A 13,097-nucleotide genomic window follows, 5' to 3' on the forward strand; every position below is an offset into this window, starting at 1 on the left:
GCTCAGCTGACCGGTACCGTCTCGCGCCGCTTCTGCCGCCAGGGCGTCGCGGGAGCGTCCTCGCCGTTCCACACCTGCACGACGCCCCACCCGGCGGCGATGAGCGGCACCGCGAGCAGCGCGCCGGTCACGCCGCCGAGCACGGTGCCCGCGGTCAGGCCGACCAGGATGACGAGCCCGTGCAGCCGCAGCGTCCTGCCCATGAGCACGGGCTGCAGGAAGTTGCCCTCGATCTGGTTGACGAGCACGACGATCGCGACGACGATGACCGCCTTCACCGGCCCGAGTGCGACGAGGGTCACGAGCGCCGCGAGGGTGCCGGCGATCGGTGCGCCGATCATCGGGATGAACGAGGTCACGAACGCCACCACCGCGAGCGGGATCGTCAGCGGGACGCCGAGCACGGCGAGCCCGGTGCCGATCGCGACCGCGTCGAAGGCGGCGACGGCGGCCGTCCCGCGCACGTACCCGCCGAGGGTCGTCACCACGCGGTCCCCGATGCGGCGCGCACGGTCGTACTGCTCGCCGGTGAACGGGCGGAGCAGGAACTCCCACAGCGCGGGGCCGTCCTTGAGGAAGAAGAACAGGATGACCGCCATCAGCACGGCCCCGGTGACGACGTTCGTCACCGCCGAGATGCCGGCGACGGCCCCCGCCCCGAACCGGGCACTCGTCACGAAGTCGACGACACCGTCCACGGCGTCCTCGATCTGCCCGTCGGTGATGCGCACGGGCAGCTCGTGGAGCAGGTCCTGCACCTGCTGGAGCCCGTCGACCGCCGAGTCCTGCAGCGAGGACCACTGGTTCGCGACGGCGGCGACGAGGAGCCACAGGACGCCGGCGAGCACCGCGAGGACGGCCACGAACGCGATCGTCGTGGCGAGCACCGACGGGACCCCGTGCCGACGGAGCCAGCCGACCAGCGGGTGCAGGGCCGACGCGATGATGAGCGCGAGCAGCACCGGGATCGTGACGAGGCTCAGTGTGGTCGCAGCGGTGACGATCCCGCCGATGACCACGACGATCACCACGGTCTGCAGGCAGCGCACCGCGAGTCGGCCGTACGGGTCGGTCCAGGTGCGCGGGCGGACGCTGGTCGGGGCGGGGGAGCGGCGCAGGTGCATGGCGGGGTCTTCCGGGTCGTGCTGACTGGTGGAACGACGGGAGGCGCGGTGCCGTCCGGCACCGCGCCTCCCGTCGTCGTGGAGCTCGTGGACTACGCGCGGCTCCCGCGGCGGCCCGTGATGAGGCCCCAGATCACCAGCACGACGAGCGCGCCGAGGATCGCGATGATCCAGGACTGGATGCTGAAGAAGCCGTCGTAGCCGACGTTGAAGACCGCGCCGCCGATCCAGCCGCCGATGAGGGCGCCGATGACACCGAGGACGAGCGTGGCGAGCCAGCCGCCGCCCTGCCGACCGGGGAGGATCAGCTTGGCGATGGCGCCGGCGATGAGGCCGAGGAGGATGAAGCCGAGGAAGCTCATGGGTGGTCCTTTCGTTGTGCGGACGTGCGTGACGTGTGGGTCCGGGACGCCGGAGGTGGGGTGAGCCGCTCGGGACTGGAGCACGAGGGCCGCCGGCTCCGTCGGGAGCCCACACGGTGCATCGACCGTTGACGCGTTCGTCCAACGAGGTCTACCAGGCGCTGCCCGGGCGGGTTCGGAGCCGCGTGTACCTCACCGAGGCGTCAGCCCTGCTCGTCGGTGTCCTCCCGTGCGCGTCGCTGCTCCTCGGCGTGCTCGGCGCGGAGCCCTCGACGGCCGGCGAGCCGTTGCAGGAGCTTCCGGAGGAAGAACGCCTCCATGACGACGGCGATCACGAACCCGGAGAGCGCGAACACGACGTGGGCGGCGTCGGAGCCGCTCGTGAGGACGATCGTGGGGAACCCGACCACGAGCGCAGCGCCGCCGACGACGTTCCACCAGCACGCGACGATCCCGTCCGGCATGCGGTTCGACAGTCGCGGGTCGTCCGACGGATCGGTGCGATCCCACCAGGACGTCATGCACGCAGCGTAGCGAGGCTGACGACGGGCATCAGGGGGACCAGTGGAGCGAGTGACGGGAATCGAACCCGCGCTACCAGCTTGGGAAGCTGGAGTTCTACCATTGAACTACACTCGCGCATCCCGCCGGACGGGACGCAGCAAGCCTAGCGGATTCTCCGCTGGACGCCAGCCGAACGCGCGCCGCACGGTCCGTGGCGGCGGTGGGCCGGGCCTCCCGGTCGGTCCGGCCCGGTCGCCGTGTCTCCCCTGTGAGGTCCCCTGGCCGACGGACACGTGTCGTCGGCGTGTGTACCGTCCAGGGGGTTCCGACGCCCTACCGGAGGAGGACCCGGATGGTCAGGCATCCCCTCATCGACGACGTGGTCGGCCCCGCCATCGTGGTCCGCTCTGCATCGCCGGTCGTGTGGTTGACGGAGTCGCTCGCCTCGCTGCTCCGTCGTGCGTCCGAGTCCGGCCGCACGGTCGTGCTCCGCACCGGCCAGGAGGCATCCGTCACCCCCGCCCTGCGGCACGCGCTGGGCGTGCACCAGGCAGCATGGGCCGTGGACGGTCCCGACGGCAGCATGCGGGACGGCCGCACGGGCGTCGGCGCCTCGGGCATCGAGGACTTCGTCCGCCGCGGGCCGGAACTCGTCGGTCCGCCGGCGCCGGGACACCTCGCATCGCCGGACTCGGTCCGCCAGATCAGCATCGACCTGACCCTGCGCCACCACGCCGGTCGGTCGGTCGACATGGGGACCGCGATCGAGGCCCTGTGCGAGACCGTCGGCACCTGTCCCACGCACTGGGGCACCAGTGAGCCGCTCACGGTGCCGTGGGACCGCTGGGTCGTCACGCAGTACGCCAAGCACGAGGCCCCGGAGGTCTCGACCTCGTACGCGCACGGCGAGGGGTTCTCGGCGACCATGACCGCGCACCTGCTCGACGGCGTGGTCGTGGAGACGATGTCCGCGGTGCTGACGATCCCCGAGCACGGTGCCGACCCGGCCCTCGCGTCGCGGCTCCTGGACGCGGTGCACCGCGTCGCCGACCAGGTCGAGCCGGTGTTCGGCGTCGTGATGCAGCGCCGTGGTGACGCCGACCACCTGGTCCGCGCCGTTGCCCACGAGGAACCGACCCCGCTGGCCGTCGTCGTCGGTCCGGAGGCGGCGGAGTTCCTCGACCGTGCCGGCGAGTGGCCGCCACCGCGCACGTCGACGTCGGGCTTCGGCGGCGGCGGACTGGTCGTGCGTTTCGACGACGGGTGGGAGGCGCTCGAGTCGTTCCTCGACCGCATCGACGAGGACCGCTTCCTGCAGCTCGTCGGCGGTGCTCCGCTCGACCCCGCACACGACGACGGCGCGCTGGACGGCCACGACCGCGGGTCGCACGCCACCTCCGGCCGGAGCACGGGCGGTCAGGGTGCCGCGTGACGTGACACTCCTCTGCCGTGGACCGGTGGAGACCCGCGACGTCGCCGAGGCGCTGCTGCTGCACGACGAGTCGTGGGGCGTCCGTGCACTCGACGACGGTCCGGTGCTGCAGGTCTGCCGCGACGCGACGCACCCGGTGATCACGGTGCTCGGTGTCCGACGGGTCGACTCGATCGACGAGGTCGCGCGGATCCTGCCGGACGCCCCGACGCTGTCCGCGCCGCTGTGGTGGGTGGACACGGTGACGCCGTTCGGCCCGGAGGGCGAGCCGGGTGTGACCGCTGCGCTCGAGGCGTCGATGGAGCTCGACGCCGTCTGCATCGTCCACGGCGACTGACCGGACGCAGGGTCCGAACCCCGCCCGGTGCCGGGGGGATCGGCGTCAGTCGCGCTTGCTCATGGCGGCGAGCCGCTCGTTGTACGCCTTGAGGTCCGCGTCGCCGTCGCGCTCGGCCTTGCGGTCGAGGCGCTTGGCGTCCCGCTTGTCCGTCCGCACCCAGTTGCGCACCACGAGCAGCGCGACGAACACCATCGGCAGCTCGGACGCGCCCCAGGCGATGCCACCGCCCGTGTGCTGGTCGGCGAGCAGTGCCCGGTCGTCGGTCTGGCCGAGGGCGTGGAACCAGTCGGCCGCGAACACGGACTGCGAGGTCATCACGGCGACGCCGAAGAAGGCGTGGAAGGCCAGGGTCGCCAGCAGCGCGATGATGAGGATCGGGTACTGCGGGCGCTTCGGACCCGGGTCGACGCCGACGAAGACCCAGAAGAACAGGTACCCGCTGAAGACGAAGTGCACGACCATCACGACGTGCCACTCGTGCGACTGCATCGCGTACTGGAACGCGGGGGTGAAGTAGAACACCACGAGCGACCCGGCGAAGATGACACCGGCGACGGCGGGCTGCGCGAGGAACTGCATCCACCGCGAGTGCGTGAAGAGCATGAGCCACTCGCGAGCGCCGCGCGACCCGTCGTTCCGCACCGGCAGGGTCCGCAGCGCCAGGAGCACCGGCCCGCCGAGCACGAGCGGCAGCGGCACGAACATCATGAGCAGCATGTGCTGGAGCATGTGCGACGAGAAGTGCACCATGCCGTAGACCGCCGGCCCGGCCGAGGTGGTCCAGATGAACAGCGCGCAGCCGAGCAACCACGCGATGGTCCGGCCGACCGGCCACGAGTCGCCGCGCTGCTTGAGCTTCCGCACCGACAGGAGGTACCAGCCGGCACCGACGACGGCGATCGCCAGGTACACCCAGTCGATGTGCCAGCGCGTCAGGTAGGTCTGCACGGTCTGCGCCGGCGGGTACGTGTACCCGAGCAGGCCGGAGCGGGTGTCCTGCCCGGTCTCCGGCGTCTGCGGGATCGGCGGCTGCGAGCGGGACACGGCGACCGAGACGCCGATCGCGACGGCCATGAAGACGACCTCGGCCAGGGCGAACCGCACGAAGAGCTTCCGGTCGAGCGGTGCACGGAGCAGACCCGGCACGAGCTTCCGGCGCTGGGCGACCCCGGCGAGCCCGAGCAGCACGAGGGTGACGGCCTTGACCGTGATGAGCCAGCCGTACGTCGTCGTGACGAGGTCGGCGGGGCCGGTCAGGCGGAGCGAGGCGTTGACGATGCCCGAGAAGGCCACCGCGGCGAAGGCCCAGCCCGCGAGCGTCGAGTAGCGGGCGACGACCCGGCCGGTGGCACCCTTCGTCCGGGTGCGGAGCAGCAGCACGGCGACGAGCCCGCCGGCCCAGACGCACACGGCGACCAGGTGCACGGCGAGCGAGTTCACCGCGTTCGCGTGCTCGAGGGCGCCCGCGGCGTGCCCGGAGAGTGCGAGGGGCAGCAGCGCGAAGAGCGCGGCGACGGTGGCGACCGCGAGCGTGGTGACCCGGGTGGCGAACGCGGCGACGAGCGTCGCGACGAGGATCGCCGCGGCGGAGACGACGAGTGACTGGCCGATCTCGACCTGGAACGCGAAGAGCAGGAAGTTGCGGGCGAAGACCGGGCTGGTGAGCGGGACGCCCAGGGTGTTGGCGCCGGTCAGCACGACGCCGACGACGGCCGCCAGGAACCACACGGCACCGGCAGCGGCACCCCACCGCGCGGCACGGTGCTGCACGCTCGACATCGCGCCGTGGTCGGCCTTCTTCGCGGGCAGCGCGAACGCGGCGACGATGAGCAAGCCGATGGCCAGGGCGGCGGTCGTGTCGTGCACCACGCGGGCGACCGGCAGGCCGTACTCGACCAGGTCACCGGCGGAGACGAGCTGCTGCGACGCGGTGAAGGCGCCGGTCACGGTCATGCCGAGCACGGCGCACGCCACGGCGAGGGGGATCGCGATGACCAGGACCGTCGCGACGGTGGTGGATCGCGCTGTGGTGGGGGCGGGGTCGGGTGCCGTGTCCCCGGGCTGCGTGGCGGCTGACGTGACGGTCATGACCGTCCAATGGTAGGTCGCCCGCCTGACACCCCGCTCCCGACTCCGGACGCCCGATCGGCCGTCAGGCGCGGTGCTCCCAGATGCCCTCGCTGCCGACCCCGACGAACCCGACCGCCTCGTTGACGTCGAGCATCGGCCGGTTCTCCTCGGCGTTGGAGGTGACGATCGACGGCCGGCCCGGGAAGTCCCGCTCGACGGTCTCGATCCCGACCACCTTGAGGAGCCGTCCGAGTCGGTGCCCGCGGTGCTCGCGGAGCACGAGCGTGTCCCACTGCATCACGGCCCGAGCGGGATCCGCCGGGATCTTGATCTGGCTGAAACCGGCCAGGGTGGTGCTCGCGATGTGCTCCACCGCGACCGTCAACATCGTGTGCGGTCCGACGGCGAACTGCTCCTCGGTCTCCCGGACGCGGTCGGCCGTCCAGACGTCCTCGGGCTCCGGCATGTCGCCCTCGGGGGCGTCGGTGCTCATCCGGGTGTGCAGCAGCGCGAGGTCGTCGAGCCACCGCTCGGGGGTGGCTCCGGTCCACGTGTGCACCCTGTAGGCGGGACCGGCCGCCGTCGTCGCGCGGTCGTGCAGTGCCCGGACGACGGAGGCATCGGCGGGCAGTGTGAGTCGGCTGACGCGGTTCACCTGTCCGAACCGCCAGCCGCGTCCGGTCAGGAAGCGCACGCCGGCCTCGTCCTCGGGGACGGCGCCGGAGCCCGTCGGCGCCTGGCGGTACCCGGGCCCGTCACCGGGACCGACCTGCCGCGAGACCGCGTGGGTCTTCCACTGGGTGCGTCCCTCGGCGCGGGCGACGCCCTCGAGGTGGTCGGCGAGCAGCGTGCCGATGCCGCGGCGCTGTCGGTCGGGGCGGACACCCACCGACAGCCAGCAGTTCGTCGTGCCCGGCTCCGTCTTCGAGTCGTACGCCCCCGATGCCACGACCTCGCCGTCACCGTCGCGCACCACGAACAGGCGGCTCGGTGCGTCGGGCTCGCGGCACATCGGCAGTGCCTCGGCGGGCGTCCACGCCAGCTCGGGCAGCCCGTGCACCGCGACCTCGGCGGCATCGGACACCGCGAGCCAGTCCGAGAACGCCCGCACCAGCTCCGGATCGTCGTCCATCGTCGCCGGCACGACGAGTTCCTCGACGACGAGCTGCCCGTCGACCGTGTCGGTGTGGTCGGCCATCGTTGCCCCCTGTGGTCGGCCGGTCGGACGGCCGTCGTCCGCCGCCCGGCAGGGCAGCCTCGCAGCATACCGGTGGCCGGACCCTGCCGCTAGGGTTGCTGCGTGCTGCTCTCCGACCGCGACATCACCGCCCAGCTCGCCGAGGGGCGGATCGGCCTCGACCCGTACGACTCCTCGCTCGTGCAGCCGTCGAGCATCGACGTCCGCCTCGACAAGTACTTCCGGCTGTTCGACAACCACAAGTACCCGCACATCGACCCCGCAGAGGACCAGCCCGAGCTCACCCGTCTCGTCGAGACCGACCCGGACGAGGCGTTCGTGCTGCACCCGGGGGAGTTCGTCCTCGGTTCGACGTTCGAGGTCGTGACGCTGCCGGACGACATCGCCGCACGCCTCGAGGGCAAGAGCTCGCTCGGTCGCCTCGGCCTCCTGACGCACTCGACGGCGGGCTTCATCGACCCGGGCTTCTCGGGCCACGTCACGCTCGAGCTGTCGAACGTCGCGACGCTGCCGATCAAGCTCTGGCCGGGCATGAAGATCGGGCAGCTCTGCTTCTTCCAGCTCTCGAGCCCGGCGGAGAAGCCGTACGGCTCTGCCGAGTACCAGTCGCGCTACCAGGGCCAGCGTGGTCCGACCCCGTCGCGCTCGGCGCTGAACTTCCACCGCGCGGACGTCTCGCAGCGGGACTGACCGCGGACGGGGCCGATCACGCCCGCCCGGAGGCCGCCGCGGGACCGGTGATGTACTACTGCACGGCGAAATGTCGCACTCTGTGTATCGTTGCTGCATGGCCGAAGCACCGACCCGTGCGCCGCAGCCGGTGGTGGCGTCCGAGATCATCCGCGACGCCCGACTGCGCGCCGGACTGACCCAGGTGCAGCTCGCCGCTCGCGCCGGGGTCACGCAGAGTGTGATCAGCACGTACGAGAACGGTCGGCGGGAACCGTCGCTCGCGGCACTGCAGCGGCTCGTCCGTGCTGCGGGGTTCGAGGCATCGGTCGACCTGCTCCCGGTGGACGCGCCGCCTCCCCTGGTCGATCGCATCGCGGCCGCGCGCGACGCTCTGGTCGCGGCGGTGGAGCGCAACGGCGGTGCCGCACCCCGCGTCCTGTGCACCACCGGCTCCCGGCGGCGAGCCGAGTCCGTCGGGCTGCTCGTGGACCTCGAGCCCGGTGCCGGCATCTTCACCCTCATGCGGATCCAGGACGAGGCGGAGCGGCTGCTCGGTGTCGACGTCGAGGTGCTCGACGCCCTGTGCGCCGGGTCGGACCTGCACCGTGCAGCGGTCCCGCTGTGACGGGTGCCACGGGACCGGAGGTGGACGAACGGCTCGACGCGGTCGTGCGCGCGTGCGAGGCGATCGAGCGCTACGTCGCGGACGCCACTCCGTCGGACGTCGTGCTCGACGCGGTCCGGATGCGGTTGGTCGAGATCGGCACGGTGGTCGCGGCCCTGCCCGGTGTCCTCACGGCGACCGAGCCCGAGATCCCGTGGGCGCGTCTCGCCGGCGTGGGGGACCGGTTGACCGGCCGACGCCGGGGGGTGACCTCGTCGGTGCTGCTGTGGACGGCACGCGTCGACGTGCCACGGCTGCGGGAGGCGGCCGAGCGGTTGCGCGCGACGGGTGCGACACCGACACCTGTCGGTCCGGGCGATCCGGCGCACCCGGTCGGCGAGCCCTCCGACCCGGCCGGCGAGCCCTCCGACCCAGCCGGCTGACGGACGGGAGGCCCGTGGCGGCCGCGCCCCGTGCCTCCCGTCCGGCGCTCCGTCCGTCCCGCGAGACGGGGGCGTCTGCGCGAGACGCACCGCGGCCACCGAGACGCCCCCGGAACCGGAGGCGTCTCGCGGGCGTGGCGGCGCCTGGCGGCGACGCCGGCGTCTCGACGCCGGTGCCCCGGGACGCGGGAAGGCCCCGTCTCGCCGGAGCGAGACGGGGCCTTCCTCGTGCTGTGGTGCTGTGGTGCTGCCGTGGAGGGGATCAGCCCTTCTTGGCGAGCTCCTCGAGGGTGTCGTTGCCCTTGTAGGCCTCGACCGCGTTCTCCTTGGTGACCAGGACCGGGGTCAGCTCGACGGCCGGCACGACCTTCTTGCCGTTGTCGTTGTTCTTGTCCTCGGTGGTCTTCGGGGTCTTGCCGTCGGCCAGGTCGGAGACCAGGTCGATCGCGGCCTGCGCCTCTTCGGTGGTGTTCTTGTAGATGGTCGAGTACTGCTCGCCCTGCATGATCAGCGGGATCGAGGCGGTCTCGGAGTCCTGACCGGTGACGACCGGGTTCGGCTTACCAGCAGCCTTGGTGGCGGTCAGGATGGCGCGGGCTAGGGTGTCGTTCGGCGACAGGACGCCGTCGAGCTCGGTGTTCGTGTACGACTTCGTCAGGATGTCGGTCATGCGCGACTGGGCGTTCTGCGCGAGCCAGCCCTGGGTGTTCGTCTTCGAGAACGAGGTCTGACCCGAGACGACCTTGAGGGTGCCGTCGTCGATCTTCGGCTGGAGCACGTCCATGGCGCCGTTGAAGAAGACCTTCGCGTTGGCGTCGTCGGGCGAGCCGGAGAAGAGCTCGATGTTGTACGGGCCGCTCGACTTCTTGGCCTTCATGCCGTCGAGCAGGGCCTGGCCCTGCAGCTGGCCGACCTTGAAGTTGTTGAACGCGACGTAGTAGTCGACGTCGTCGGTGTTCAGGATGTTGCGGTCCCAGGCGATGACGACGGCGCCGGACTTCTTGGCGGCGGCGACCTGCGTGCCGAGCTGCGAACCGTCGGCGGCACCGATGATGATCGCCTTCGCGCCCTTGGTGACCATCGACTGGATCTGGCCCTGCTGGTCCGGGACCGGGTTGCCGGCGTTGGCGTACTGGATGTCGGCCTTGAAGCCGGCGTCCTCGATCGACTTCTCGAACGCGGCACCCGCGAGGACCCAGTTCTGCGAGGTCTTGGCGGGGAGCGCGACGCCGATCAGGTCGCCCTTCTTGATCTGGACGTTCGAGGCGCCGCCCGACGAGTCCGAGCCGGCGTCCGAGTTGCCGCGGGCCGAGCAGCCGCTGAGGGCCAGACCCGCGACGAGTGCCAGGCCGATGCCGGCGATGAGCTTCTTGCGCATGAGATTGCTTTCTCTTCGTTGAGGAGTGGTGCTGTGTGGTGCGGGGATCGTGCGGGCGGCCACCGGAGCGGCCGCCCGCCACGTGTTACTGGACGTTGACCTTCTCGGGCTGGTCCTCGATGGTCCGCGGCTGCTGCGCGGCCACCGTGTTCTGTTCGGTGTCCTTGCGTTGGAACTGCTTCAACATCCCGCCGATCAGGGACGGACGACCCTGCGACTTCGAGTAGACGTCGAAGGCGACGGCGACGAGCAGGACGAGACCGCGGATGATCTGGACGCGGTTGGACTCGAGGCCCACCAGCGACAGACCGTTGGACAGCAGGGCCATGACGAGACCACCGATGATCGATCCGGAGATCGTGCCGATGCCACCGGCGACCGCTGCGCCACCGACGAACACGGCGGCGATCGCGTCGAGCTCCCAGCCGGTGCCGTCCGCGGGGCCCGAGGCACCCGAGTAGCCGACGAAGACCATGCCGGCGACGGCGGCCAGGACGGACATGTTCATCATGACGAAGAAGTTGACCTTGCGGGCGCTGACGCCGGACAGGACGGCGGCGTTCGCGTTGCCACCGACCGCGTAGACCTGGCGGCCGAAGATCGTGTTCTTGGTCAGGAAGCCGTAGACGATGGTCAGGACACCGAGGATGATCGCGACGATCGGGATCGACGTGCCGGCGGGGCCGGCGGCGAACAGGTACGTCGCGACGAGGGTGACGGCGACCAGGATGCCCGTGCGGACGATCGAGACCCAGAGCGGGACGAGCTCGGCCTGCATCTTCTTGCGACGCTGACGACCACGGAACTCGAGGAAGACGAGCACGAGGCAGGTGACGATGCCGAGGATGAGCGTGCCGTTCGAGAACCCGAAGTCCGGGCCGAAGTCGGGCAGGAAGCCCGAACCGATCTTCGCGTAGTCGTCCGGCACCGGCTGCGACGTCGAGTTGCCGATGATCTGGTTCGCACCGCGGAAGATGAGCTGGCCGGCCAGGGTCACGATGAAGGCCGGGACCTTCACGAACGCCACCCAGAAGCCCTGCCAGGCACCGACGGCTGCACCCACGGCGAGGCCGAGGATGATCGCGGCCCACGCCGGGAAGTTCCACTGCGCCATCGACTGGGCGACGATGATGCCGGTGAACGCCGCGACGGACCCGACCGACAGGTCGATGTGTCCCGCGATGATCACCATGACCATCCCCAGCGCCAGGATGAGGATGTAGGAGTACTGCAGGAACACGTTGATGATGTTCGTCGGCTCGAGGATGAGCCCGTTCGTCAGGATCGAGAACAGGATCAGGATCGCGATGAGCGCGATGATCATGCCGTACTGGCCGATGCTGTTGCCCTTGCCGAACAGCAGTTTCAGGTTCTTCATGAGATCAGTGCGCCCTTCCGCGCGGAGGTCATGCTGCGCATGAGGGTCTCGGGGTCGGCCTGGTCCGCGGGGACGTCGGCGGTGATCTGGCCCTCGAAGATCGTGTAGATCCGGTCGGAGAGGCCGAGGAGTTCGGGGAGCTCGGAGGAGATGAGGATGATGCCCTTCCCCTGTGCCGCGAGCTGCTGGATGATGCCGTAGATCTCGAACTTCGCGCCGACGTCGATGCCGCGGGTGGGCTCGTCGAGGATCAGCAGGTCCGGGTCGGTGAACATCCACTTGGACAGGACGACCTTCTGCTGGTTCCCGCCGGACAGCTTGCCGACGTTCTCCTCGACGGTCGGCACCTTGGTGCGGAGCATCTTGCGGTAGCGCTCGGCGACGTCGTACTCCTCGAGGGAGTCGACGACACCGGCCTTCGAGATCTTCGGCAGGTCGGCGGCGACCGTGGAGCGCTTCACCGTGTCGAGCAGGTTCAGACCGAGGGCCTTGCGGTCCTCGGAGACGTAGCCGAGGCCGTTCTGGATCGCCTGCTGGACGTTCGCGATCTTGATCTCGCGGCCGTCCTTGATGATCTGGCCGTCGATGAAGTTGCCGTACGAGCGGCCGAAGATGCTCATCGCGAGCTCGGTGCGGCCGGCGCCCATGAGGCCCGCGAAGCCGACGATCTCGCCGCGGCGGACGTGGAAGTTCGAGCCCTTCGCGACCAGGCGCGAGGCGTCCTGCGGGTGCTGGACGGTCCAGTTCCTGACCTCGAAGAAGACCTCGCCGATCTTCGGCGTGCGGTCCGGGAACCGGCTCTCGAGCGAGCGGCCGACCATCCCGCGGATGATGCGGTCCTCGTTGACGCCGTCGCCCTTCACGTTGAGCGTCTCGATCGCCTTGCCGTCACGGATGATCGTGATCTCGTCGGCGATCTGCTCGATCTCGTTGAGCTTGTGGCTGATGATGATGCTCGCGATGCCCTTGGACTTCAGCCCGACGATGAGGTCGAGCAGGTGCTGCGAGTCGTTCTCGTTCAGGGCCGCGGTCGGCTCGTCGAGGATGAGGAGCTTGACGTCCTTGTGCAGGGCCTTCGCGATCTCGACGAGCTGCTGCTTGCCGACACCGAGGTTCTTGATCTGCGTGTCCGGGTCCTCGTCGAGGCCGACGCGGGCGAGCAGGTCCTGGGCGCGGAGCTGGGCGCTGGTCCAGTCGATGACACCGAAGCGGCCGGGCTCGTTGCCGAGGAACAGGTTCTCGGTGATCGACAGCTCGGGGATGAGCGCGAGCTCCTGGTGGATGATGACGATGCCGGCCTGCTCGGACTGCTTGATGTCCTTGAAGCGGACCTCGTCGCCCTCGTAGACGATCTCGCCGCTGTAGGTGCCGTACGGGTAGACGCCCGACAGCACCTTCATGAGGGTGGACTTGCCGGCGCCGTTCTCGCCGCAGATCGCGTGGATCTCGCCGGCGCGGACGCTGAGCGACACGTCCGAGAGCGCCTTGACACCAGGGAACTCCTTGGTGATCGACCGCATCTCGAGGATGGTCTCGGCGCTGGTGACGGACCTGGTGGCCAGGTCCGGTCCCTGTGGGGTTGACGCCACGGT

General features: G+C 70.3%; 13 protein-coding genes and 1 tRNA gene. 5 read left to right on the top strand and 9 right to left on the bottom strand.

Annotated features, from left to right (window positions below):
* Positions 1-2: 2 nt before the first annotated feature.
* The 4 genes from Q9R28_RS07820 to Q9R28_RS07835 all read right to left on the bottom strand — a co-directional run bounded on the left by Q9R28_RS07820 (position 3) and on the right by Q9R28_RS07835 (position 2,125).
* Entirely contained in the window at positions 3-1,124 is a 1,122-nt protein-coding gene (locus Q9R28_RS07820; RefSeq protein ID WP_311205825.1) for an AI-2E family transporter, read from the bottom strand.
* Between the two features lie 92 nt (positions 1,125-1,216).
* The gene (locus Q9R28_RS07825; RefSeq protein WP_066651839.1) at positions 1,217-1,486 is read right to left on the bottom strand and encodes a GlsB/YeaQ/YmgE family stress response membrane protein; all 270 of its coding nucleotides are present in this window, start codon (positions 1,484-1,486) and stop codon (positions 1,217-1,219) included.
* A 203-nt stretch (positions 1,487-1,689) separates the two neighbouring features.
* Positions 1,690-2,007, bottom strand: a complete 318-nt coding sequence (locus tag Q9R28_RS07830; RefSeq protein WP_251154172.1) for a hypothetical protein — start codon at positions 2,005-2,007, stop codon at positions 1,690-1,692.
* 44 nt (positions 2,008-2,051) lie between these two features.
* A tRNA-Gly gene (locus tag Q9R28_RS07835) sits at positions 2,052-2,125 on the bottom strand.
* Positions 2,126-2,342: 217 nt separating this feature from the next.
* Here Q9R28_RS07835 and Q9R28_RS07840 point away from each other — a divergent pair.
* Together Q9R28_RS07840 and Q9R28_RS07845 are read left to right on the top strand one after the other, a co-directional pair.
* A complete protein-coding gene (locus Q9R28_RS07840; protein ID WP_311205826.1) occupies positions 2,343-3,422 on the top strand; it encodes a DUF6177 family protein in 1,080 nt (359 codons plus the stop codon).
* A 25-nt stretch (positions 3,423-3,447) separates the two neighbouring features.
* On the top strand, positions 3,448-3,759 hold the full coding sequence (locus tag Q9R28_RS07845) for a hypothetical protein (RefSeq protein ID WP_209684196.1): 312 nt from the start codon (positions 3,448-3,450) through the stop codon (positions 3,757-3,759).
* A 45-nt stretch (positions 3,760-3,804) separates the two neighbouring features.
* Here Q9R28_RS07845 and Q9R28_RS07850 read toward each other — a convergent pair whose 3' ends face one another.
* Complete coding sequence (locus Q9R28_RS07850) at positions 3,805-5,850, bottom strand: cytochrome c oxidase assembly protein (RefSeq protein WP_311205827.1); 2,046 nt, start codon at positions 5,848-5,850, stop codon at positions 3,805-3,807.
* A 64-nt stretch (positions 5,851-5,914) separates the two neighbouring features.
* Entirely contained in the window at positions 5,915-7,030 is a 1,116-nt protein-coding gene (locus Q9R28_RS07855; RefSeq protein WP_311205828.1) for a GNAT family N-acetyltransferase, read from the bottom strand.
* Between the two features lie 102 nt (positions 7,031-7,132).
* On the opposite strand from Q9R28_RS07855, the gene dcd reads away from it, so the two are divergent.
* The 3 genes from dcd to Q9R28_RS07870 all read left to right on the top strand — a co-directional run bounded on the left by dcd (position 7,133) and on the right by Q9R28_RS07870 (position 8,749).
* Entirely contained in the window at positions 7,133-7,720 is a 588-nt protein-coding gene (gene dcd, locus Q9R28_RS07860; RefSeq protein WP_209684193.1) for a dCTP deaminase, read from the top strand.
* 97 nt (positions 7,721-7,817) lie between these two features.
* Positions 7,818-8,327 (top strand): XRE family transcriptional regulator, encoded by a 510-nt coding sequence (locus Q9R28_RS07865; protein WP_066651859.1) that lies wholly within the window; start codon positions 7,818-7,820, stop codon positions 8,325-8,327.
* Between the two features lie 20 nt (positions 8,328-8,347).
* On the top strand, positions 8,348-8,749 hold the full coding sequence (locus Q9R28_RS07870) for a hypothetical protein (protein WP_311205829.1): 402 nt from the start codon (positions 8,348-8,350) through the stop codon (positions 8,747-8,749).
* Positions 8,750-9,011: 262 nt separating this feature from the next.
* Here Q9R28_RS07870 and Q9R28_RS07875 read toward each other — a convergent pair whose 3' ends face one another.
* The 3 genes from Q9R28_RS07875 to mmsA form a co-directional block, all read right to left on the bottom strand.
* Positions 9,012-10,127: a sugar-binding protein gene (locus Q9R28_RS07875; RefSeq protein WP_066651861.1), complete on the bottom strand. Its 1,116-nt coding sequence runs from the start codon at positions 10,125-10,127 to the stop codon at positions 9,012-9,014.
* A gap of 85 nt (positions 10,128-10,212) precedes the next feature.
* On the bottom strand, positions 10,213-11,505 hold the full coding sequence (gene mmsB, locus Q9R28_RS07880) for a multiple monosaccharide ABC transporter permease (RefSeq protein WP_209684191.1): 1,293 nt from the start codon (positions 11,503-11,505) through the stop codon (positions 10,213-10,215).
* A complete protein-coding gene (mmsA, locus tag Q9R28_RS07885; protein ID WP_311205846.1) occupies positions 11,502-13,025 on the bottom strand; it encodes a multiple monosaccharide ABC transporter ATP-binding protein in 1,524 nt (507 codons plus the stop codon). The genes mmsB and mmsA overlap by 4 nt, the downstream gene beginning before the upstream one ends.
* Positions 13,026-13,097 lie beyond the last annotated feature (72 nt).

Origin of the sequence: Curtobacterium sp. BRD11, from assembly GCF_031844345.1 — a bacterium.
Lineage (GTDB): Bacteria > Actinomycetota > Actinomycetes > Actinomycetales > Microbacteriaceae > Curtobacterium.